General features: G+C 55.8%; 21 protein-coding genes. 11 read left to right on the forward strand and 10 right to left on the reverse strand.

The features are described 5' to 3' along the window. Window positions 1–34: 34 nt before the first annotated feature. From EDC54_RS10225 to pspA, 5 genes are all read right to left on the reverse strand, one after another. A complete protein-coding gene (locus EDC54_RS10225; RefSeq protein WP_132455817.1) occupies window positions 35–1,078 on the reverse strand; it encodes a YcjF family protein in 1,044 nt (347 codons plus the stop codon). Further along, a complete protein-coding gene (locus EDC54_RS10230; protein WP_132455819.1) occupies window positions 1,075–2,472 on the reverse strand; it encodes a YcjX family GTP-binding protein in 1,398 nt (465 codons plus the stop codon). The genes EDC54_RS10225 and EDC54_RS10230 overlap by 4 nt, the downstream gene beginning before the upstream one ends. A 125-nt stretch (window positions 2,473–2,597) precedes the next feature. Then, the gene (gene pspC / locus EDC54_RS10235) at window positions 2,598–2,963 is read right to left on the reverse strand and encodes an envelope stress response membrane protein PspC (RefSeq protein WP_132455821.1); all 366 of its coding nucleotides are present in this window, start codon (window positions 2,961–2,963) and stop codon (window positions 2,598–2,600) included. Then, a complete protein-coding gene (pspB, locus tag EDC54_RS10240) occupies window positions 2,963–3,187 on the reverse strand; it encodes an envelope stress response membrane protein PspB (protein WP_132455823.1) in 225 nt (74 codons plus the stop codon). The genes pspC and pspB overlap by 1 nt, the downstream gene beginning before the upstream one ends. A gap of 203 nt (window positions 3,188–3,390) precedes the next feature. Then, window positions 3,391–4,056, reverse strand: coding sequence for a phage shock protein PspA (gene pspA, locus EDC54_RS10245; RefSeq protein WP_132455825.1), 666 nt, complete (start codon window positions 4,054–4,056; stop codon window positions 3,391–3,393). Window positions 4,057–4,281: 225 nt separating this feature from the next. Here pspA and pspF point away from each other — a divergent pair, with 225 nt between their 5' ends. Both pspF and EDC54_RS10255 read left to right on the forward strand, forming a co-directional pair. Continuing rightward, on the forward strand, window positions 4,282–5,274 hold the full coding sequence (gene pspF, locus EDC54_RS10250; RefSeq protein ID WP_132455827.1) for a phage shock protein operon transcriptional activator: 993 nt from the start codon (window positions 4,282–4,284) through the stop codon (window positions 5,272–5,274). Continuing rightward, on the forward strand, window positions 5,271–5,480 hold the full coding sequence (locus tag EDC54_RS10255) for a hypothetical protein (RefSeq protein ID WP_196238452.1): 210 nt from the start codon (window positions 5,271–5,273) through the stop codon (window positions 5,478–5,480). The genes pspF and EDC54_RS10255 overlap by 4 nt, the downstream gene beginning before the upstream one ends. A 64-nt stretch (window positions 5,481–5,544) precedes the next feature. Here the strand turns inward: EDC54_RS10255 and EDC54_RS10260 are convergent, their stop codons facing one another. Continuing rightward, a complete protein-coding gene (locus EDC54_RS10260; RefSeq protein WP_132455829.1) occupies window positions 5,545–6,033 on the reverse strand; it encodes an RES family NAD+ phosphorylase in 489 nt (162 codons plus the stop codon). Then, on the reverse strand, window positions 6,030–6,470 hold the full coding sequence (parS, locus tag EDC54_RS10265; protein ID WP_132455831.1) for a type II RES/Xre toxin-antitoxin system antitoxin: 441 nt from the start codon (window positions 6,468–6,470) through the stop codon (window positions 6,030–6,032). The genes EDC54_RS10260 and parS overlap by 4 nt, the downstream gene beginning before the upstream one ends. Window positions 6,471–6,639: 169 nt before the next feature. Here parS and sapA point away from each other — a divergent pair, with 169 nt between their 5' ends. From sapA to fabI, 6 genes are all read left to right on the forward strand, one after another. After that, window positions 6,640–8,322, forward strand: a complete 1,683-nt coding sequence (gene sapA, locus EDC54_RS10270) for an ABC transporter substrate-binding protein SapA (RefSeq protein ID WP_132456019.1) — start codon at window positions 6,640–6,642, stop codon at window positions 8,320–8,322. Then, window positions 8,319–9,284 (forward strand): putrescine export ABC transporter permease SapB, encoded by a 966-nt coding sequence (gene sapB / locus EDC54_RS10275; RefSeq protein ID WP_132455833.1) that lies wholly within the window; start codon window positions 8,319–8,321, stop codon window positions 9,282–9,284. Before sapA ends, sapB begins: the two co-directional genes overlap by 4 nt. Then, a complete protein-coding gene (gene sapC / locus EDC54_RS10280) occupies window positions 9,271–10,161 on the forward strand; it encodes a putrescine export ABC transporter permease SapC (RefSeq protein WP_132455835.1) in 891 nt (296 codons plus the stop codon). The genes sapB and sapC overlap by 14 nt, the downstream gene beginning before the upstream one ends. Before the next feature lie 13 nt (window positions 10,162–10,174). Further along, a complete protein-coding gene (sapD, locus tag EDC54_RS10285) occupies window positions 10,175–11,167 on the forward strand; it encodes a putrescine export ABC transporter ATP-binding protein SapD (protein WP_132455837.1) in 993 nt (330 codons plus the stop codon). After that, a complete protein-coding gene (sapF, locus tag EDC54_RS10290; RefSeq protein WP_132455839.1) occupies window positions 11,167–11,982 on the forward strand; it encodes a putrescine export ABC transporter ATP-binding protein SapF in 816 nt (271 codons plus the stop codon). The genes sapD and sapF overlap by 1 nt, the downstream gene beginning before the upstream one ends. 184 nt (window positions 11,983–12,166) lie before the next feature. After that, complete coding sequence (fabI, locus tag EDC54_RS10295; RefSeq protein WP_132455841.1) at window positions 12,167–12,955, forward strand: enoyl-ACP reductase FabI; 789 nt, start codon at window positions 12,167–12,169, stop codon at window positions 12,953–12,955. A 107-nt stretch (window positions 12,956–13,062) separates the two neighbouring features. On the opposite strand, the gene EDC54_RS10300 is transcribed toward fabI, so the two are convergent. Both EDC54_RS10300 and EDC54_RS10305 read right to left on the reverse strand, forming a co-directional pair. Then, window positions 13,063–15,429, reverse strand: coding sequence for a glycoside hydrolase family 31 protein (locus EDC54_RS10300; protein WP_132455843.1), 2,367 nt, complete (start codon window positions 15,427–15,429; stop codon window positions 13,063–13,065). Window positions 15,430–15,587: 158 nt separating this feature from the next. Further along, window positions 15,588–16,898, reverse strand: coding sequence for an MFS transporter (locus EDC54_RS10305; RefSeq protein ID WP_132455845.1), 1,311 nt, complete (start codon window positions 16,896–16,898; stop codon window positions 15,588–15,590). A 320-nt stretch (window positions 16,899–17,218) separates the two neighbouring features. On the opposite strand from EDC54_RS10305, the gene EDC54_RS10310 reads away from it, so the two are divergent. After that, window positions 17,219–18,289 (forward strand): LacI family DNA-binding transcriptional regulator, encoded by a 1,071-nt coding sequence (locus EDC54_RS10310; protein ID WP_132455847.1) that lies wholly within the window; start codon window positions 17,219–17,221, stop codon window positions 18,287–18,289. Here the strand turns inward: EDC54_RS10310 and EDC54_RS10315 are convergent. Next, entirely contained in the window at window positions 18,280–19,182 is a 903-nt protein-coding gene (locus EDC54_RS10315; RefSeq protein ID WP_132455849.1) for a LysR family transcriptional regulator, read from the reverse strand. The two genes, EDC54_RS10310 and EDC54_RS10315, sit on opposite strands and share 10 nt — an antisense overlap. Window positions 19,183–19,354: 172 nt before the next feature. Here EDC54_RS10315 and EDC54_RS10320 point away from each other — a divergent pair, with 172 nt between their 5' ends. Next, on the forward strand, window positions 19,355–21,667 hold the full coding sequence (locus tag EDC54_RS10320; RefSeq protein ID WP_132455851.1) for an FdhF/YdeP family oxidoreductase: 2,313 nt from the start codon (window positions 19,355–19,357) through the stop codon (window positions 21,665–21,667). 202 nt (window positions 21,668–21,869) lie between these two features. Further along, window positions 21,870–23,804, forward strand: coding sequence for an exoribonuclease II (locus tag EDC54_RS10325; protein ID WP_132455853.1), 1,935 nt, complete (start codon window positions 21,870–21,872; stop codon window positions 23,802–23,804). Window positions 23,805–23,820: the final 16 nt, after the last annotated feature.

A 23,820-nucleotide genomic window follows, 5' to 3' on the forward strand; every position in this document is an offset into this window, starting at 1 on the left:
TTGAGCGGCAGAATCCTGCCGCGCTCCGTCTATGCTAGCGCCCTTTTTGCAGCGTTTCTTTCACCTGTCCAATCAACTCCCGGCGAAAATCCCCCAAACGCGGTTTATCATCCAGCCACGGCAGCGGACGGCACAGTTCCATCGCTTTAATCCCCAGACGCGCCGTCAGCAGACCCGCGCCAATCCCCTGCGCGACTCGGGCCGACAGCCGGGCGGCAAGATCCTGCGACATCCAGTCCATGCCGATTTCCCGCACCAGCTCAGACGCACCGGCAAACGCAATGTTTACCAGCACCAGCCGGAACAGGCGAATACGGCTGAAATAACCCAGCTCAATGCCGTACAGCGCCGCAATGCGGTTAATCAGGCGCAGGTTACGCCAGGCGATAAAGGCCATGTCCACCAGCGCCAGCGGGCTGACGGCAATCATCAACGTCGACTCCGCGGCCGAGCGGCTGATTTCACGCCGTGCCTGCGCGTCCAGTACCGGCTGAACCCAATGCGCATACAGTTCCAGCACTTCACGATCGTTGTGTGTTTCATGGAGCGAAGCCTGCCAGCGCTGCATCGCCGGATGGCCGCTATCCAGTCCTGCCTGACGCGCCAGTTTTTCACAAAATTCACGCCCGCGTCCTATACCGTGGCTCTGTAGCAAATCGCGGGCGATATCGCGCTCTTCCGCCCGTTCACGCAGGCGATAGAGCCGCCGCCACTCGACGGCCAACGCACCGACGCCCGCCGCCACAATCAGACTCCCCGCCGCAATACCACCCAGCGCGATCCAATCCTGCTGCACCCAGGCGTTATGCAGCGATTGCACGCCCTGCGCCAGCGCACTGACGCCGAATAATGTGATACCCGCCATGACCATACGCCGCCACAGGCTGCGTTTCGGGCGCAGCGCCGCGCTGACGGCTTCTTCCGCCACGCCCTCTTCCGGCACCTCTTCTTCCCGGCTGAGGGGGGAAAAAGGCGCGCCGTTCTGCTCGTCAAATGCCAGCCCGGCACGTAGCTGCGGTTGTGTTTCGTGTGGTGAGACATCGTCAAACGTAACGCGCGGTTTCAGTGGCTGGTTCATCGCAATTTATCCTTTAATAGAAAGTCCATGACCGTATCCAGTCGGATATGCGGCAGCGGCGTGTCTACCTTCATCTCTCGTGGACGAAACTGATCGAAGTGGAAGCCCTGCGTTTGCCAGAACTCCGCCCCCGGTAATCGGGCGGGCACCTCGCCGGGATAGACCGTCAACGGCTGGCCATCACTGAGCCGGTGCCCTTTCAGCGCCGGGATTTTTTGCCCCTGATGATCGACGACGCCGCTCTGTGTCGATTGGATCGACGCAATCCCCTCACAGCGCATATCGATGCCTTCAAAAGCGGCGTTCTGCCAGGCTTCCTGCACCAGTTGTTGAAGCAACGACACCAAATTCGCGTGCTGATCGGCGGTAATATGATCCGCCTTGCTGGCGGCAAACATCAGTTTGTCGATACAGGGCGAGAACAAACGCCGAAAGAGCGTGCGTTTACCGTAATGAAAACTTTGCATCAGTTGGGTCAGCGCCAGCCGCATATCGTTAAAGGCATGAACGCCGCTGTTGAGCGGTTGCAGGCAGTCGACCAGCACTATCTGACGATCGAAACGGACGAAATAATCTTTATAGAACCCTTTCACGATGGACTGACAGTAGTAGTCAAAACGCTGTCGCAACATGCCGATATTCGTTTTCTTATCCGCCTGCGCCAATTTGGTTTCACCGATCGCGTCAACCTGCGGCCAGGGGAAGAACTGCAACACCGGCGCGCCGGCAAGGTCGCCCGGCAGCACAAACCGGCCGGGTTGAATAAAGTGCAGCCCTTCCTGTTTACAACGATGCAGGTAGTCGGTATAGGCCTGCGCAATCTCCGCAAGCTGGTTCTCATCTGCCGGAGCGAAGGGATCGAGCTTCTCACACAGCGTCAGCCAGGGTTGCGCCCATTCAATACGTTCCCCCTGCAATAACCCGGCCATCTGGCGCGACCAATCAAGATAGTTTTGTTCTAACAGCGGCAAATCCAGTAACCATTCACCGGGATAATCGACAATTTCCAGATGTAGCGTCGAGGTGTCTTTAAAGTGACGCAGCAATGAATCATGGGAACGATAACGCAGCGCCAGACGAATCTCGCTTACCCCACGCGTCGGCGTCGGCCAACTGGGCGGCGAACCGTACAGCGCGGCCATGCCTTCGTCATACGCGAAACGCGGAATGCCCAAATCACGCTGAGGCACACGCTTTACGCCGAGTAACCGCTCCTCGCGCACCGGGGAAAACATCGGCAGATGCGCGCCGCTGTGGATATTCAGCAATTGATTGACGAATGCGGTAATGAATGCGGTTTTGCCACTGCGGCTCAACCCGGTGACGGCAAGACGCAGGTGGCGATCCACGCTGCGATTGACCAGTGAGGTTATCTCGTTCTGTAGTCGACTCATTAGGTGGACAATCACTCCTTTGGTTGCAAAAGCGCTTTCAGGCTACCGCATCAGTCGCGGGGAAAAAAGCAACGTGACGTTATTCATGCCGGGACACATCGCGCCCTGAATAACGTCATTGGTCATCATAGCTGGCGAAAACGGTTCTGAACGCCGAACGTATCCGAGGTGACATAGCGCTCAATGCTGCGCAGCCGCTGTTCACTCGCCTGCAAGGACGCATCCGCATCATTCAACAATTGGCTGGAGGAGCGTTTCTCCACGTCGCCCTCAAAAAGCGTTCCCGCCGGGGCCGGTTCGAGTATAAAAGCAAGGATGATGTACGCCACGATGGTAAAAAAGAACAGACCGAATAACATCGACAGCACCACAATCACCCGCAGGAGCTTCACCGGTACGTCAAAATAGTGCGCTAAACCGGCACAAACCCCTTTCAGCATACCTTCTTCCGGTATGCGATATAGCGTTTTACCTGACCACGTAGTCTTCATTATGATTTTCTCCAATCCGGGTGTTCAGCATCCAGAATCGCTTCCAGCGCCTTGATGCGTTCACGCATAAGGCTGGATTCTTCCGTTAACCGCGCCAGGCGCTGTATATCGCTTTGTCCCAGCTGAGCACTGTTTTTACGCTGACTGTAATGCAGCCAAAGCCAAATCGGCGCCACAAATAACATAAAAATAGTCAGCGGAATGGCAAGAAACAAAGCACTCATCGTGTCTCCTTAATGATTATTCACACACCTACACGGTGCGCCGGGCTGAACAGTTGGCTGCCGTTTTCCAACGACAGCCTGCCCAGCGATACCCCGCCTATTTCGGGCTGCACGCGCGTTGGATTTGTGACTCGCCAAGACGTGGCGCAAAACCATCACGTTTTGTCCTGCCGCGCAAATATTCAGGGCATCTGTTTTACGTATTACTCTGCTGGTTTAACTTTAGCTTTAAGCGCTGCCAGTTGCGCGCTGATTTCGTCGTCCGCTTTCAATTCGGCAAACTGCTGATCCAGCGATTTCTGTTTGCCCACGCTGTGGCTTTCCGCCTCGGCTTCCAGAGTATCAATACGGCGTTCGAACTGTTCAAAGCGAGCCATCGCCTCATCCAGCTTGCCGCTGTCCAACTGACGACGCACATCACGGGAAGAGGCCGCCGCCTGATGGCGCAGCGTCAATGCTTGCTGACGCGCACGCGTTTCGCTTAATTTATTTTCCAGCTCGCCGATTTCGCGTTTCATACGATCCAGCGTCTCTACCACGCTTTCGGCCTCATGCTGCAACACCGCGATCAGGTCGGTCAGCTTCTGCTTTTCAATCAGCGCCGCCCGGGCCAGATCATCCTTATCTTTACGTAGCGCCAGCTCCGCTTTTTCCTGCCACTGCTCCTGCTGAGCGTGCGCCTGTTCAATACGGCGGGCGATCTGTTTCTTTTCTGCCAACGCCCGTGCCGAGGTTGAACGCACTTCAACCAACGTATCTTCCATTTCCTGAATCATTAACCGTACCAATTTCTGCGGATCTTCGGCTTTATCCAGCAACGTATTGATATTGGCGTTCACGATGTCGGCAAAACGAGAAAAAATACCCATAATTACATCCTCTTCATGATTTCCAGCGTCTGATTACGCCTGATGATTGTCGCGACCAGCTGCGCCAGTGACGATCTCCCGCTAGATATATCAATAAGCGTGCCAACTTTTTATCATCGCTAACGCTCTAAAAAATAACAGAATCGATAATTTTAACGCGTTCCCCCCTTGCGTCAGGTTAGTCAAATACACTAATAATTAGCAAAAATCACAGGGTAGAACATCATGCTTCAGGAAAAAGAGAACCTGCTGGGCGAAGCCAACGGCTTTCTGGAAGTTCTGGAACAGGTGTCACAGTTAGCACAGTTGAACAAACCCGTTCTGGTCATCGGCGAACGCGGTACGGGAAAGGAGCTGATCGCCAACCGACTGCACTATCTGTCCCCCCGCTGGCAAGGCCCGTTCGTTTCCCTCAATTGCGCGGCCCTGAACGAAAACTTGCTCGATTCCGAGTTGTTTGGTCATGAAGCGGGCGCGTTTACCGGCGCGCAGAAGCGCCATCTGGGCCGCTTTGAACGTGCCGACGGCGGCACGTTATTTCTCGACGAGCTGGCCACCGCACCGATGCTGGTGCAGGAAAAGCTACTCAGGGTCATTGAATATGGCGTGCTGGAACGCGTGGGCGGCAGAGATCAGCTACAGGTTGACGTGCGTCTGGTTTGCGCCACCAATGACGACCTACCTGCGCTGGCCGCCAGCGGTAAATTCCGCGCCGACCTGCTCGATCGGCTGGCTTTTGACGTGGTACAGCTTCCACCGCTGCGTGAACGCCAGCAGGACATCATGTTGCTGGCGGAACACTTTGCGATCCAAATGTGCCGCGAATTACATCTTCCGCTGTTTCCCGGCTTTACGCCCGCGGCGCGCGATACCCTGCTGAACTACGGCTGGCCGGGGAATATTCGCGAACTCAAAAATGTGGTTGAACGCTCGGTGTACCGCCACGGCAATTCGGAACATCCGCTTGATGCGATCATCCTTAACCCGTTTCAACGCCCGACCGCCGCCGTTGAGGAAAAGCCGTTGCATGACGCATACGGTCTGCCGGATTTGCCGTTGGAGATGAAACCGTGGCTGTTGGAACAGGAGAAAAACCTGATTCACCGGGCGCTGACGCAGGCCAAGTTTAACCAACGCAAGGCCGCCGAACTGCTGGGCCTGACCTATCACCAACTGCGTGGGTTACTGAAAAAACACGATATCGCCGTAAATGAGTGACGCCAGAGTATAAGGTAACTGAAAAAAACGGCATCGTTGGCGGCGGTGAAAAAGAAATAAAAAAAAGCCAGCGCATCGGCTGGCAAAATAATACTGGAAGCAATGTGAGCAATGTCGTGCTCTCCTTCAGTGCCTGCGATAAGCCACTGCTGAAGTGCAAAATGATGATAATGGTTATCAGTATCAATTGTAAAGCACTTTGTTGAGAATTTTTCTCATTTCCATGCTAAGTATGGGGATCCTTTTCGTTTCTCCACGCCACTGGCCAACTTAATGGCCCAGCGGATTAAACAATCGGTGACTGTAAAAATCCGGGATCGCCTCGATCAGACGCAGCTGACTTAACGCCGGATGCCGTGGGTTAATCAGCGCGTTACGCATGCTGCCAAACGGCTTAACCGTGCTGGTCGGCACCCAAATGACCAGCGATTTCCCGGCATCCAGACGGCGTGACCCCAGCGCCTGCACGTCCGGCATGAAGGGATAACGGTGCCATTCCTCGGGCAACATCTCCAGCGTAATGGCTTCTTGCGGGACGTCGTCCGGTAATTCATACACGCCAAGCCGATAACTGGCGGGCAGCAATTGCGGCGAGGGTAAATAGTTCCCCATCTCCAACATCGCAACGGCGGGCGTTTCGCTGAAGTACAGCACCGGCGTGTTCGGCAGATTAAAGCGCGCGCCGGACAAAAAACTCACCCCGGACTGCCCCGAAAAGGCCTCCAGCCAGGCTTCTTTCGTTATGCGATAAAGCCTCATATGAATTCGCCGTATTCAATACGGCTCAGCGCATTATCGATCAGTTGCCGCCCTTTATGGGTATCCAGCATGTCTGCCGGGGTTTTGCCGCCGAAAGCAGGAATAGCGCTCTCCATCCATCGCTGTGCTTTCACCTCGTCCTCAAATGTCGTCATGGCTTTCAACCACAGCCGGAACATCTCCAGCGCGGCCTCCCCCTGCTCCTGCGTTAAAGACTTGCGCCGGAACAGGCGGGAAATATTAGACGGGTCGACAGAGAGCGCAGAGCCAATCAACTTACGACTCAGCCCACTGGCATCGGCACCGCGTTTGAGCATCGCACCGGAAATCCCGCCGCGTACCACATCAACGAACATCAGCGGATCGTGAAAAACGCCATCAGGCAGATCGGCTTCGCGGGCAAAATTCTCAATTTTAAGACTGATTTCTGCGTTCATCGTCATTTCCTCGTCATTATGACATAATAATAGCATTCATTGTGACGTTTTCAATGTCAGCCCGGCACCCCTGCGGTGGGAAAGTCGCCAGACGAACGTAACAAGAGTGGGGAGGATGCCAAGAGTGCGATACACTCTGTCTATCACCGTATTGACTGAAAAACCCCGTATGTTCGGAAAACCCTGTATTGCACTGGCATTTATCTGGTTGACGTTGCCTGCGCTGGCCGTACCGCCCTCGGTGTCAAGACCGGCCGCGCCGCTGGAAACGATCCACCAGAGCGGATTTGTCTATTGCGTTAACGACGTCCTGAACACGTTTAACCCGCAGATGGCGCGCAGCGGTATCACGATCGATACGCTGGCGGCACAGCTTTTCGATCGCCTGCTGGATGTCGACCCTTATACCTATCGCCTGATGCCGGAGCTGGCCCAGCGTTGGGAAGTGCTGGATAACGGCTCGACGTACCGTTTTTACCTGCGTCGCGATGTACCGTTCCAACATACAGCCTGGTTCAGCCCGACGCGCAATATGAATGCCGACGATGTGCTGTTCAGTTTCCAGCGGATGCTGGATAAAAAACACCCGTACCATGACGTCAACGGGGGCGAATATCCCTATTTCGACAGCCTGCAATTTGCCGATTCGGTACAAAGCATTCGTAAACTGGGCAAGTACAGCCTTGAGATCCGGCTGAACAGCCCGGACGCCTCGTTTCTGTGGCATCTGGCTACCCACTATGCGCCGATTTTGTCTGCGGAATACGCCCAGCGTCTGGCAGAAGAAGATAAGAAAGAGCTGTTGGATCGTGAACCGGTCGGTACCGGCCCCTACATGCTCAGCGAATATCGCAACGGGCAATATCTCCGGCTGATGCGCAACGACAGCTATTGGCGGGGTTCACCGCGCATGTCGCAGGTGGTTATCGATCTTGGTTCCGGCGGAACGGGCCGCTTATCCAAATTGCTGACCGGCGAATGCGACGTCCTCGCTTACCCGGCGGCCAGTCAGTTGACGATTCTGCGCAACGATCCGCGTCTTCGTTTGTCGCTGCGTCCCGGTATGAATGTCGCCTATCTGGCCTTCAACGTGCGGAAGCCGCCGCTGGATAATCGCCGCGTAAGGGAAGCCATCTCGCTGGCCATCAATAACGACAGGCTAATGAAATCCATTTATTACGGGACGGCGGAAACGGCGGCCACGATCCTGCCTCGCGCTTCCTGGGCGTATGACAATGAATCACGGATAACCGAATACAACCCTGAGAAAGCGCGCCAGATTTTGCAGGCGCTGGGGTTGACAAATCTGAACCTGCGCCTGTGGGTTCCCAGCGCCTCGCAGTCCTATAACCCCAGCCCGTTGAAAACGGCAGAGCTGATACAAGCCGACCTCGCGCAGATTGGCGTCAAGGTGACGATCATTCCGGTGCAGGGGCGCTTTCAGGAAGCGCGGCTGATGGAACTCAGCCACGATTTAACGCTGGCGGGCTGGGCGACGGACAGTAACGACCCGGACAGTTTTTTCCGCCCGTTATTGAGCTGCGCGGCCATCCGTTCCCAGAGTAACTATGCGCACTGGTGCGATCCCTCTTTTGATGAAGTGCTGCAAAACGCGCTCTCGTCACAACAGTTATCCAAACGGATTGAATATTACCGGCAGGCACAGCGTATGCTGGCTGAACAACTGCCCGTTCTGCCGCTGGCGTCATCACTACGGCTACTGGCCTATCGCTATGACATGAAAGGGCTGGTATTAAGCCCGTTCGGCAATGCCTCATTCGCGGGCGTATTCCGGGAACAACAGGCACAACAGTCCCCTGCATCAGAAACCGTGGAGGAGGCTCAGCCGTGATTATTTTTACCTTGCGCCGTCTGGTGTTACTGCTAGTGACATTGTTACTCCTTACGCTGGTGGGCTTTAGTCTGAGCTATTACACCCCCAACGCCCCGCTCAACGGCGCTTCGCTGTTTGATGCCTATCGCTTTTATCTCACCAGCCTGCTTCAGGGAGATTTCGGGCGCTCCAGCATTAACGGTCAGGCCATCAGCGAATTGCTGAAAGAGGTGTGCCCGGCAACCATTGAGCTGTGCCTGCTGGCGTTTGCGCTCTCACTGCTGGTCGGGATCCCCCTGGGGATCACCGCAGGCGTGATGCAAAACCGCGGCGCAGACATCGTGATCAGCACAATGGCGCTCATCGGTTTTTCTCTGCCGGTATTCTGGCTGGCGCTGCTGCTAACGCTCTTTTTCTCATTGCATCTGGGCTGGCTGCCGGTTTCAGGCCGCTTCGATCTGCTTTATCAGGTGAAAACCGTCACCGGATTTGCGTTGATTGACGCCTGGCTGTCAGATTCACCGCATCGCAGCGAGATGATCGTCAGCGCTATCCGCCACCTGATTCTGCCGATCGCCGTGCTGGCCGTCGGGCCGACCACCGAAGTGATCCGCCTGATGCGCGTGAGCACCACGGAAATTATCGGCAAAAATTACATCAAGGCCGCCGCAACGCGTGGACTTTCTCGCTTTACCATCATCCGTCGCCATCTGGTGCACAACGCCCTGCCGCCAATCATCCCTAAATTGGGGCTGCAATTTTCCACCATGTTGACGCTGACGATGATCACCGAAGTGGTTTTTAACTGGCCGGGCTTGGGCCGCTGGCTGGTGCACGCCATTCGCCTACAGGATTACGCCGCGATTTCCGCAGGCGTGATGGTCGTTGGGGCGATGGTCATTACGGTCAATGTCCTGTCCGATATTTGGGGTGCGATGGCGAATCCCTTGAAACATAAGGAATGGTATGCCCTTCGATAATGTTTACAGCGAAAAACGCTTACCCAGTCGACTGGGAGATACCTGGCGTATATTCCACCAGGATATGCTGGCGATGGTCGGGCTCTATGGGTTTTTGCTGCTGATCGGGCTGTGCCTGTTCGGAAAATTTCTCGCGCCTTATGAAGTCGATCAGCAATTTCTGGATTACCCGTTACTGCCTCCCTCCTGGTCTCATTACGGCGAGGTCTCTTTCTTCCTCGGCACCGATGATTTAGGGCGCGATCAGCTAAGTCGTTTACTCAGCGGCGCCGCGCCAACCGTGGGCGCATCGCTCATCGTCACCGTTGCGGCGGCGCTGTGCGGCATCATCTTAGGTGTGTTCGCCGGCGTTACGCACGGGCTGCGTTCTGCCGTCCTCAACCACATTCTGGATACGTTGCTGTCCATCCCATCGCTGCTGCTGGCGATCGTTGTGATCGCCTTTATCGGCCCCAAGCTTGAACACGCGATGCTCGCCGTCTGGCTGGCGCTGCTGCCGCGGATGGTGCGCACCATTTATAGCGCGGTACATGATGAAATGGATAAAGAGTACGTGATTGCCGCCCGCCTTGACGGCGCTTCAACGCGCTACATCGTCTGGTTCGTCGTGCTGCCGAACATTGCCGCGCTGCTGGTTTCCGAGTTTACCCGCGCGCTGTCAGTCGCCATTCTGGATATTGCCGCACTGGGCTTTCTCGATTTGGGCGCGCAGTTGCCCACGACCGAATGGGGCGCCCTGCTCGGCAACTCGTTGGAGCTGGTGTACGCCGCGCCGTGGACCGTGATGTTGCCCGGCGCGGCCATTGCACTGAGCGTACTCATCGTTAACCTGCTGGGTGACGGCATACGCCGCGCGCTGGTCGCGGAAACGGAATAAGAGGCGATAACCGATGCCATTACTTGATATCCGTAATCTGACGATTGAGTTTTTGACCGCCGACGGCGCCGTAAAAGCCGTCGATCGCGTCAGCATGACGCTAACCGAAGGTGAGATTCGCGGTCTGGTGGGCGAATCCGGCTCCGGAAAGAGCCTGATTGCCAAAGCGATTTGCGGAATAACCAAAGATAACTGGCGCGTAACCGCCGACCGTTTCCGCTTTGATGATATCGATCTGCTGCAACTGTCACCGCGCGAGCGGCGTAAGCTGGTCGGTCATAACGTTTCCATGATTTTTCAGGAGCCGCAATCCTGTCTCGATCCGTCCGAAAACGTTGGCCGCCAACTGATACAGGCGATCCCCGGTTGGACGTATAAAGGCCGCTGGTGGCAACGCTTTCACTGGCGCAAACGCCGCGCTATCGAATTGCTGCACCGCGTCGGGATCAAAGATCATAAAGACATTATGGGCAGCTATCCTTATGAGCTGAGCGACGGCGAGTGTCAGAAAGTGATGATCGCGATCGCGTTGGCGAACCAGCCGCGCCTGCTGATTGCCGATGAGCCCACCAACGCCATGGAATCCACGACTCAGGTACAAATTTTCCGCCTGCTGGCGCGCCTGAATCAAAATAATAACACCACGATTCTGCTCATCAGCCATGACCTGCAAGCCATGAGCAAATGGGCCGACCGCATCAATGTACTCTACTGTGGGCAAACGGTGGAGAGCGCAACCAGCGAAGATTTGATTGCCGCGCCGCATCATCCTTATACTCAGGCGCTGATCCGCTCAACGCCTGATTTTGGCCGCTCACTGCCGCACAAGAGCCGCCTTAACACGCTCAACGGGGCGATCCCCTCGTTGGAACACCTTCCCGTTGGCTGTCGACTCGGGCCGCGCTGCCCCTATTCACAAAAACAGTGTATGCAAACACCGCTGCTGCACGCCGTTAAGAACCACTGGTATGCCTGCCACTTCCCGCTCAACATGGAGGAACCCTGATGGTTGAGATGCTGCTCGAAGCCCGCAATCTGACCAAAACGTTCCGCTATCGCACCGGGCTGTTTCGTCGTCAGCACGTTGAAGCGGTCAAATCCGTCAGTTTCACGCTACGTGAACGCCAGACGCTCGCCATCATCGGCGAGAACGGTTCGGGGAAGTCGACGCTGGCGAAAATGTTGGCGGGCATGATCGCCCCGACGTCCGGTGAACTGGTTATCGACGACCACCCGCTGCGCTACGGCGATTACCGCTATCGTAGTCAGCGTATCCGCATGATCTTTCAGGATGCCGGCAATGCGCTCAACCCGCGCCAGCGTATCGGACAGTTGCTGGATGTTCCGCTGAGACTGAATACCGACCTTAGCCCCGAAGCGCGCGAAAAAGCGATTAATCAGGCGCTGCATCAGGTCGGGTTACGTCCCGATCATGCTTATTACTATCCGCATGCCCTCGCGCCAGGTCAAAAACAGCGCGTCGGTTTAGCTCGCGCGCTGATCCTGCAACCGAAAGTCATCGTTGCCGACGAGGCGCTGGCGGCACTGGATATGTCTATGCGGTCACAGATTATCAACCTGATGCTGGAGTTACAGGAAAAGCACGGTATCTCTTATATTTACGTGACGCAGCATCTGGGCATGATGAAACACATCAGCGATCAGATTCTGGTGATGCAGGCCGGTGAAGTGGTCGAACGCGGCAGTACCGCCGATGTGCTGGCTGCCCCGCTCCATGACCTGACGAAACGGTTAATCGCCAGCCACTTCGGCGAAGCGCTCAGCGCCGATGCCTGGCGACGTGACGGTGCTGAGCGTTAGCGTCCACGCGCAACTGCGCTCTGTCTTCGGATAAGGGCCTCAAGAGGGGGGCACAGCTCGGAGTACCCCTGGCCCCCTTAACCGTGGTAGAATCGCGCGGTTTACTCCTCTCGATTGTCACCCGCCGCCCATTTTCCGGCTCACGGGGGCGATCGCAGCAACAATGATCACAAGGATTACTGCTATGGGTTTTCTTACCGGTAAGCGCATTCTGGTAACAGGTGTTGCCAGCAACCGTTCTATTGCCTACGGTATTGCACAAGCAATGCAGCGTGAAGGCGCCGAACTGGCGTTCACGTATCAGAACGACAAACTAAAATCACGCGTTGAAGGCTTCGCCAGCGAACTGGGTTCCAGCATCGTTTTACCGTGTGATGTCGCTGAAGATGCCAGCATCGAAGCGCTGTTTACCGAACTGGCCAACGTCTGGCCGACCTTTGACGGATTCGTGCACTCGATTGCTTACGCGCCGGGCGACCAACTGGACGGTGACTACGTGGATGCCGTTACCCGTGAAGGTTTCAGTATTGCTCATGATATCAGCTCCTACAGCTTCGTCGCGATGGCGAAAGCATGCCGTAAGATGCTGAATCCAAACGCTGCGCTGATTACCCTGACCTATCTGGGGGCTGAACGCGCCATCCCGAATTATAACGTCATGGGGCTGGCAAAAGCCTCTCTGGAAGCGAACGTGCGTTACATGGCGAACGCGATGGGCGCTCAGGGCGTGCGCGTCAACGCCATCTCCGCAGGGCCGATTCGCACACTGGCTGCCTCCGGCATCAAAGATTTCAAGAAAATGCTGTCTCATTGTGAAGCCGTTACGCCGATCCGCCGTGTCGTGACCATCGAAGATGTGGGCAACTCCGCGGCGTTCCTGTGCTCCGATCTGGCTGCCGGTATCTCCGGTGAAGTCCTGCACGTCGACGGCGGGTTCAGCATCGCCGCCATGAACGAGCTGGAACTGAAATAAGTCATCAAAAGCAGCCTATCCCTGATAGGCTGCTTTTCTATATTTATACAAAAAACGCCCCAGCAATAAGACCGGGACGCAACAGGGGGAAATCGATTTAGTACCGATTATTGGTGTTGATAGGTCGCCGTGCGAACGCCGTTGATGTACAGCTGGCGCATCTCACCCGCCGGCAGATGTAGCGTTGCATGCCGCCAGGCAGGCTGATACCGCCCTTCCGATGTAAACATCACGTCAATGCGCTGACTATCCGCGCGGATTTCCCAACGCAACCACAGCGCATTACCTTCGCGCCATTGCCACGTCTCACCATCGTCTTCAAACAGTAGTCCACAGTCCGTTCCCCCCGCAACAGGCGGAAAGAGCAGGAATTCCCGTTGATCATCTTCACGGGGGCTGACGTACGCCGTTCGTCCTGACAGCGGGATCATCGCGCCCGCGCGGATCAACAGCGGAAGCCGTTCCAGCGGCGCATCTAACACAATTGTCTGCCCGCCGCTGAACCACTGACCGGAATGGAAATCGTACCAGCCTGACGTATTGGCAGGCAGATATACCGTGCGCTGACGCTGCCCCGGTTCAACCACGCTGGCGACCAGAATATCGCGCCCCAGCATGAAATCATCGGTTTCTTCCAGCGTCGCGCTGTCCTGCTCGTGGTCGAGGAACATCGGGCGCAGCATCGGCTCATCATCCGCGCAGGCCTGCCACAGTAAGGTATAAAAATACGGCAACAGACGGTAACGAAGTTCAATAGCACTGCGTATCGCGGGCGTTACCGCGGGATACATCCACGGTTCGTTCACGGTATGATCGTCATTCCAGGAATGGATGGTGAAACGCGGATGCATCACTCCGTTTTGTACCCAGCGTACAAAAAGCTCGGCATCCGGTTTATCCCCTGAGAATCCGCCGACGTCGTGCCCGACATTAAACAGACCGGATAAACTCATCCCTATCCCCATGCGAGTGTTGTAGCGCAGCGTCTGCCAGTTGGTGCGGTTATCGCCGCTCCAGGTTTGCACGTAGCGCTGCATTCCCGCACAGCCGGAACGAGAGATCAGATAAGGGCGCAGCGTCGGGGCAAAACGCTGCTGAGCCTCCAGCGAGGCGCGCATCATCAACAACGGCATCAGCGGGCGAATGTGTTTGATCGCCATCGTTTCGCCGAATCCGTGGCAGCGGGCTTCGCCATCCCAGACTTCATATTCGTTATTGTCATTCCACGTCGAATCAATCCCTTTCTCCAGCAGTTGCCGGGTGACGTTCTCCTGCCACCACGCCACCGTCGCCGGGTTGGTGAAATCCAGGTGTGAACCTTCATCGTCCCAAAAACTGGAGCGCTCAGGCTCATCGGATTCGGAATCACGGATAAACAACCCCTGCGCCGACACCTCTTCATATCTGGGGTGATCTTGCAGTAAACAGGGTTTGATATTGGCAGCCAGTTTGAGTCCTGCATCATGAAAGGCCTGCGACATCACCTCCGGCTGGGGGACTTTGTCGTGGTTCCAGTTAAACACATAGCGCTTATTGTTAATCGACGTGTAGCCCGACGAGAGTTGAAACGAATCACACGGAATGTGGTGCTCACGGCACAACGCGATAAATTTCATCAGTTGCTTCTGCGCATCGGGCGCATCGGTGTAATGCATGGTGGAACCGCTGTAGCCGAGACTCCACTTTGGCCCAAAGAGCGTTTTTCCCGTCAGGCGCACAAACGCTTTTGTCACATCCAGCACGCGCGGCCCGATGAACAGGTAATAGTCGAGATCACCCGCTTCCGCCTGATAGCGGCGATAAGCCAGATGGTAATTATCAATTTCATTGCCGAGATCGAGCCAGCTCGTGCTCAGGTTGTCGTAAAACAGACCGAAGCTAATATCATCGCGCCGGGTAATGGTGAACGGAACATGCTTATACAGCGGGTCGGTACTCGCCGCGTTGTAACCCATCGCATCCAGATTACGGAACTCAAACCGGCGTCCGGTACGCTCAAGATCGCCCGCTTTTTCACCCAAGCCGTAATAGCGCTCCGCCGGGAAGCGGCGCTGATAGTGCGCCACGCCGTCACCGTGTGGGTTCAGCAAATAGGCGCTGGTCGGCCTATCGGCGGCAAACGGCTGCCATTCGCCCTGTTCATCGCGGTATTCCCACGCCAGCCACAGCGGTTGATGAATCGTAATTCGCATCCGTGCGGTGCTGATACGCAATGCATCGTCCAGTTGTTCCAGCGCAAATCCCGGCAGGCTGAAGCCTTCGTTACTTTCACGGCTGCGCCCCTGCCAGGGGGTATCCTGCTGCGGCGCGATACTCCAGGTGCGGTTCAGCTTCAGTCTGCCATTTTGTTTAACCAGCACGCGGGCCAACATCGGTTCCAGCACGTAGAGACGAAAAACATGTTTATCATCCACCAACAGCTCAACATGATCGGCGCTCTGATGACGAAACACCCAATTTTTCAACGTTTTCATACAGCGTCCTTTTCAGGAAAGAATAAACCAGCCGTTACGCTTAATGCAGGTCACTTAAGCCCATTTTTAGGAGAAACACGGCGATGAGGTTCCCGTAGGGAAACCTCGCCACGTGGTCGCTCCGTGTATCTCACTTCTTAAACGGTCGGCATAAACCGTTATGCCTGAGGCCGCGTTTTCCCACGACGCTCAGCAATAAACGCGATAAGGAAGACGGCACCGATCAAGTCGAAGAATCCCATGGCGACAAACAGCGGGTTAAACCCGATTTTGTCGGCGGTGACGCCAATCAACAGCGAGAACAGGAAGCTGGCAATCCAGGCAAACGAACCTCGCATCCCGTTCACGGTTGCCATCTGCCCTTTATCAAACGATTCCACCACCAGTGCGCTCAACATGCAGGAAATCACCTGATGACCGAATCCGCCGATGGAAATAAGTAAAATCGCCACCCATGGATCTTTACTGATGGCGACCAGCGCCAGCGACAGCATCAGAAACGCGCCTGTTACCGAACTGGCCACAATCGAGTTGACGCGCGAGCAGCCAAACCAGCGCACGTAAAGCCGGGTAAGGTAGCCGCTGGCGACGCTGCCGAGATCGGCGGCAAGAAACGGCAGCCACGCGAACATCGCAATTTGTTTCAGATCCATACCGCGTTCATTCGCCAGATAGAGCGGTACCCAAAAGCTGAGCACAGCCCACGCGGGCTCCGCCATAAAGGCTGGGATCGCGATACCGTAAAAGCGTTTGTTTTTTGAGACGGTTTTCAGTGCGGTGAAAAAAGGCAGTTTGACGGGAGGCGGCTCGTTGTCCTGACGGATGAAATCCAGCTCTTCGCGGCTTAAATTCGGGTGATCTTCCGGGTTATGGTAGAACAACCACCACAGCACCACCCACAGCAGCGCCAGCCCACCGGTGAACATGAAAGCCCCTTGCCAGCCCAGATAGACATGTGCGACGACGATAATCGGCGGTGCCAGCATCGCGCCGACGGAGAAACCGACACCGGCCCAGCCTGCCGCAATCGGGCGCTCCTTTTTAGGGAACCACTCGCCCAGTGTTTTAGCATTCGCCGGCGTCGCCGCCGCTTCGGACGCCCCCATAAAGAAACGCAGGATCGCCAAGTGCAGCCAGCTTCCCGCCCCCGCGTGGAAGATACACATCAGCGCCCAGATCGTGGCGCAGATCATGAAGCCCATTTTCAGCCCGATGACATCGATCAACCAGCCGCACACCGGCTGAAAAAGGGTATACGCCAGTTGGAACGCTCCCACAATCCAGGAATATTGTTCGGTGGTAATGCCCATTGTGCTTTTCAGTTCCGGTGCCAGAATACCCAGTGAATTACGCGTAATGTAATTCACGGTCACACCAAGCAGAAACAGACCAAGAACCCACCAGCGCAGATTTCTGAATGTCCGTTTGCCTTTGGTCGCGATGGAGGACGAATTGATGTCGAGACTCATGGTGACTCCTATACAGGAAAGTAGGGTTACATTGGTCTGATATCTCAGCGGCATTGTTGTATTTTTTGCCTGACAAATACTCAAACCATTTTCATATCATTGTATTTATTGATTTAAATCCTGTTTTATTACATCTAACCACTGAAATTGGTTTACCAAATCGAGAGTAGAACAATTGAAAATCGTGAAACACCCACTTTTTTGAAAAGATTTTCATGCTATGGTCAAAATACAAGCAAAAAGCCGACTGTATCGCCTGAAAATAGGCAACAGATAGCAATGAAAACTTTGTCATTTCCGAAGGTGAACGGGATCACAAAATGAAAGGAAACCTAAAAATACGTGAAATTGCGCGGCAGACGGGCTACTCGATCAGTACGGTTTCACGCGTATTGTCTGGTCAGTCCAATACCAGTGAGCACGCAAAAGCTGAAATTCTCAACTGCGCACGCCAGTGCGGCGTACTGGCCGATCTCGCCAACGGTCGCCTGCTCTTGAACGGGCTGACTATCTTCGCACCACCGCGCGCTTTTGATATTAGGTCCGACATTTTCTATCACAAAGTGGTGCAGAGCATCATTGATGCCCTCAAGCCGCACGATGTACGAGTGCGGTACTGCGGGTTGGAGGAAAACGACAGCGATGCGGCGCTATTCTTAGAAAAAATGCGCGATCCGGCCACGGAGGCTGCGCTGCTTATCGGCATCGACGACCCCTATATTCACGCGCTGGCATCAGACAGCGGTAAGCCCTGCATATTGATTAACTGTCTCGACCGCAAGATGCGATTACCGGGTGTGACGCCTGCGCATCGGTTAATTGGCGACTTCTCCGCACACTATCTCTTCGAGCAAGGACACCATACCGTGTTGACGTTATTATGCCTGCGTCGCTACACGATGGAGTTGCGTCTGGACGGCATCCGGGATGCCTATCAGCACCATAATCTGCCGTTTTCTGCCGAGGACAACTTGCTGTCGTTAGATAATTTCAGCACGGCAGATGCTGAACACGCGATGACGGCCTTTTTATCCCACCGCCCGCGAGATAAATGGCCTACGGCTATTCTGGCAGGTGGTGATTTCATCGCGGTCGGGGCGGTGAACGCGCTGCATAAGGCGGGATTACGCGTCCCGCAGGACATCTCGGTGATGAGTATGGATGGCTTCAATCTGTCAGCCATTCACGACGTGCCGCTAACGTCGGTACATGTGCCGCGTGAGGCGCTGGGCGAAGAGGCCGTCAGGCTGTTGCAATATCGTCTGATGCGCCCCGACGCCCCGGTTGGCAACACACTGCTTAACGGTACGCTGGTTGTTCACCAGTCCGTCAGGCGGCTTCGCGCCAGCAAGTCGGTTGCTCCGGTACAGGACAAAAGCCTCTATGACTGAGCCTGTAGCCACTGCTGCGCCACATCAAAGAAGTTCTGCGCCAGCGGCGTGGCTCGGCCAACCTGAGCGGTAACCACCGCAGCCCGGCGATGCATCGCAGGGATGTGCAGTGGCCGTACCTTTAACGCAGGCGTCATCTCTGGAATGAGGCTACCGTGAGGCACAATAGCGCATCCAATCCCGACAAACGTGCTTTGGAGCAGTTGCAGAATAGAGGTACTTTCGACTTTTACCCACGGCGTGACGCCCGCGTGACGAAAGTGACTATCCAGATAACGGCGAAAATAGCGGCTCGGCTCAGCCAGACAGAGCGGCACGCCGGAAAGCGCATCGAACGTCAGCGGCGTATCCCCATCCAACCGGCGGAAATGGTCGGGATGGAATAGCAAATCAACACCGTCTGCGATTAATGGCGCGGCCTGAAAGTGCAATTCCTGTAACGTCGACAACTCAAAAAAGCCGATACCGACATCCACCGAATGCGCATTCAGCGCCTCGAGTAACTGATCCGCACTGAACAACGAAACCTGAAAATCCAGCTGCGGGTAGGCTTCATTCACCGCCAACAGCAGGCTCGCCAGCGCAATGCCGCTTTGCGGCACAGCCCCAACGCGCAAGATCCCGCTCATGCCACGCTTCAGCGCGGCGACTTCCAGCTTCAGCCCCTGATAGACCGAAACGATCTCCCGCGCCCAGGCCAATACACGCTCACCTTCGGCCGTAAAGCCTTCGAAATTGTTACCCCGGTTGACAAGCGCTAAATCCAACTCCCGTTCCAGATTTTTCAACCGCATGGAGAGCGTTGGCTGGCTGACGAAGCTGGCTTCCGCAGCCCGACCAAAATGGCGCTCTTTCTCCAGATTGCACAGGTATTGCAGTTGCTTAATATCCATCGCCAATCTCTATAATGGGTGGGCGCCCAGTATACACTGATAAATCCCCTCTATCCCACCATAGCCTTATTTGATTAGACGCGATCGCCCCTGCTGCCTAGACTTCCTCTCAAGAGCAATTTTTTAAAATTTTGTTCACATAAAAAAAACATCATCACCTGCGGATTAATACATGAAATTCAAACCATCCATCAAGCCATACCGCAATGCGGCTGGCGGCTGGGGCTCGTTGGAAGCCACCACGCGTTTCGTCCTCGACAGTAAACAAGCGCTGAAAAATATCCGAAACCTGTTGCGGGTCAATAAAGCGAAAGGTTTTGACTGCCCCGGCTGTGCCTGGGGCGATGACAACAGCAGCACGTTCAGCTTCTGTGAAAACGGCGCGAAAGCCGTAAGTTGGGAAGCCACCCGCAAAGCTGTCGATCTGGACTTTTTCGCGGCGCACAGCGTCACGACCTTACGCCAGCAAAGCGATTATTTCCTTGAGTATCAAGGGCGTTTAACGCATCCAATGCGCTATGACCGCCGCAGCGATCGTTATGTCCCCATCGAGTGGGATGACGCTTTCGCCCTGATCGCCCGTCATATAAAAAGTATGGCGCACCCGAATCAGTTGGAACTTTACACCTCCGGCCGCGCCAGCAATGAAGCTTCTTATCTCTATCAGCTTTTTGGGCGGATGCTGGGTACCAACAATTTTCCTGACTGCTCGAATATGTGTCATGAAGCCAGCGGAACCGGCCTGAAACAGAGTATCGGCGTGGGCAAAGGGACGATCCGGCTGGATGACTTCGAGCATGCCGACGCCATTTTCGTCTTCGGTCAGAATCCCGGCACCAACCACCCACGGATGCTGCACAGCCTGCGTCATGCCGCCGATCGCGGCGCGCACATCGTCTCATTCAATACGCTGCGTGAGCGCGGCCTGGAACGATTTGCGGATCCGCAGAACCCGCTGGAGTTGCTCACGCCGCTTTCAGGCGCCATCAGCGAAACCTATCTGCAACCGAATCTGGGCGGCGATATGGCCGCCGTGCGCGGAATGGTAAAAGCGCTGCTGGAAACGCACCGCCAGCGTTTGTCTGCCGGAGAAGCGGGATTATTCGATCAGGATTTTCTCGCCGCTCACACCGAGCAGGTGGACGAGTATCTGGCGGTGGTCGACGCCACCCCTTGGCAGAATATCGAACAGCAGTCGGGTCTGAGCGAGGCGCAGTTGCGCTATGTGGCCGCGATTTATCAGCAGTCCCCGCGGGTAATTTGTACCTGGGCGATGGGAATTACTCAGCATAAGCATTCCGTCGCCACGGTGAGGGAAATCGTCAACCTGCAACTGCTGTTTGGGCAGTTGGGAAAACCGGGCGCAGGCCTGTGTCCGGTGCGCGGTCATAGTAATGTGCAGGGCAACCGCACCATGGGGATCGATGAGAAGCCGACGGCCGCGTTTCTCGATCGTCTGGCTGCGCATTTTGACTTCACGCCGCCTTACGCCGCAGGCCACAACACGGTAGAAGCGCTGGAAGCGATGCTGCGCGATGAAATTAAAGTGCTTATTGCGCTGGGAGGCAACCTCGCGGCCGCCGCGCCGGATTCGGCCCGTACCGAAGACGCGCTCAGCCGTTGCGATCTGACGGTACACATCAGTACCAAACTCAACCGCAGCCACCTGATTACGGGCAAAACCGATGCGCTGATCCTGCCTACGCTTGGCCGAACGGAGCTTGATATGCAGGCCACAGGCGCACAATTTATTACCGTTGAAGACTCCTTCAGCATGGTGCATGCGTCTCAGGGAGTCGGACAGCCGCTTTCCCCGTTGCAGCGTTCGGAAACGGCGATTGTCGCCGGTATCGCCAATGCGGTTTTAGGCAGCGAAGCGCTCGACTGGCTGGCGCTGGCCGATGATTATTCACGCATTCGCGATCATATTGCCGCCACGATCCCCGGTTTTACCGATTTCAATGCCAACTGCGACCTGCCGGGCGGCTTCTACCTCGGCAACGCCGCCGCCGAACTGCGTTTTAATACCCCCAACGGGAAAGCGCAGTTCAGCCATGCCCCGCTGCCCGATTCGTTATTCCCGCAGTTGGCCGATCGCCCCGCGCCGTTTACGCTGCAAACCCTGCGTTCGCACGATCAGTACAACACCACGATTTACGGTCTCGACGATCGCTATCGCGGCGTATATGGTCAGCGGGACGTGGTCTTTATTCACCCGGATGACATCGCCGCGCTGGGACTGGAAGATGGTGAACGGGTGGATATCGAAACGCTGTGGAATGACGGCATCACTCGCATCGTCAGCGGTTTCAAACTGGTAAGCTACAACATTCCGCGCGGCAATCTGGCTGCCTATTACCCGGAAACGAATCCGCTGGTGCCGCTGTCCAGTTTTGGCGATGAAACACACACGCCAACGTCAAAATCCGTGCCGGTCACCCTACGGCGCAGCGTGCAGAACGCGCCTCTGCTACGCATTGCCTGACGATTAATCCGGCAGCCTGCCGTGCACGCTTAGTATTGAGCTGCACGGCAAGCCATTTCATACTCCGCCCGCACCTCAGAAGTAGGCGCGCCGCTACCGCTGCGATACCAACACGTTCCCGATTATTCTTGCCGCCGACACCCGATTCGAGTAAAACTGTCAGCCGCTAATTGGGCCATTCACAACCGTACTTCTGGACGCTATGTTTCAAGATAATCCGCTGCTTGCACAGCTAAAACAGCAACTTCACTCTCAGACGCCCCGTGTTGAAGGTGTCGTCAAAGGCACCGATAAAGGATTTGGCTTTCTTGAAGCTGACGGACAAAAAAGCTATTTCATTCCCCCGCCGCACATGAAAAAAGTCATGCACGGCGATCGGATTACGGCGACCTTGCATACGGAAAAAGAGCGGGAAATCGCCGAACCGGAAACATTGCTCATCCCCTTTCTTAGCCGATTCGTCGGACGTATTCAGAAAAAAGACGATCGTCTGTCGATTCTGCCCGATCACCCTTTGCTGAAAGACGCGATCCCCTGCCGTGCTGGCCGGGATGTGACCCATGCGTTTCAGGAAGGCGATTGGGCCGTGGCAGAAATGCGCCGCCACCCCCTGAAAGGCGACCGCGGTTTTCATGCCGAACTGACGCAGTACATCACAACGGGCGACGATCCGCTGGTGCCGTGGTGGGTGACATTATCACGCCACAATCTTGAACGTTCCGCACCGGAAGCCGAAGCGGCTGAGCGCAATGACGGCCAACTCGTTCGCGAAGACCTGACTGCGCTGCACTTCGTTACAATCGACAGCGCCAGCACCGAGGATATGGACGATGCGCTGTACGCACAGGATAACGGCGATGGTTCGCTGCAATTAACCATCGCGATTGCCGATCCTACCGCTTATGTCGCCGCCAATAGTGAGTTGGATAACATTGCACGTCAGCGCGCTTTTACCAATTACCTGCCCGGCTTCAATATTCCGATGCTGCCGCGTCCGCTGTCGGACGATATCTGCTCCCTGCGGCCCGGAGAGCGCCGCCCTGTGCTGGCGTGCCGTGTGACCATCGCCGCCGACGGCTCGCTGGGCGATGATATTCATTTCTTTGCCGCCTGGATTGAATCCAAAGCGAAGCTGGCCTACGACGAGGTATCGGATTGGCTGGAGCAACAGGGCGAATGGCAGCCGCAAAATGACGCGATTGCTGAACAAATCCGTTTGCTGCACCGCGTCTGTCTGGCGCGCAGCGAATGGCGCACTACCCATGCGCTGGTATTTAAAGATCGTCCCGATTATCGCTTCCTGCTGGGTGAAAAAGGCGACGTGCTGGATATTGTGGTTGAACGCCGCCGCATCGCCAACCGCATCGTCGAAGAGGCCATGATTGCGGCCAACGTCTGTGCAGCGATAGTACTGCGCGATAAGCTGGGCTTCGGGATCTATAACGTTCATCACGGTTTCGATCCGGCCTTGATTGAACAGGCCGTTGCGGTATTAGAAACGCACGGGGTACAGGTTGATGCCGAGACGCTGTTAACGCTTGACGGTTTCTGCGCGTTGCGCCGCGAGCTGGATGCCCAACCGACGCCGTTCCTGGACAGCCGCATTCGCCGCTTCCAGACTTTCGCGGAAGTCAGTACCACACCAGGCCCGCACTTTGGACTGGGGCTGGAAGCCTATGCCACCTGGACATCCCCTATCCGTAAATATGGCGATATGGTTAACCACCGCCTGCTGAAAGCCATTATCACCGGGCAGACGGCAGAAAAACCGCTGGATGACGTTCCGCTACAGTTGGCCGAACGCCGCCGCCTTAACCGCATGGCTGAGCGGGATGTCGGCGATTGGCTGTACGCGCGTTTCCTTAAGGATAAAGCCGGCACCAATGTGCGCTTCAACGCGGAAATCATTGATATCACACGCGGCGGCTTACGCGTTCGTCTGCTGGATAACGGCGCCGTGGCATTTATTCCCTCCTCCTTCATCCATGCCGTCCGCGATGAGCTGGTGTGCAGCCCGGAAATGGGCACGCTTGCGGTGAAAGGCGAGGTCACTTATCGCCAGGGAGATACGCTGGATGTCACGATTGCCGACGTCCGTCTGGAAACGCGTAGCATCATTGCCAAACCCGCGGCATAGCGCGTGCTCCGCATGA

Source organism: Samsonia erythrinae, assembly GCF_004342665.1.
In the GTDB taxonomy this organism is placed as follows: Bacteria; Pseudomonadota; Gammaproteobacteria; order Enterobacterales; family Enterobacteriaceae; genus Samsonia; species Samsonia erythrinae.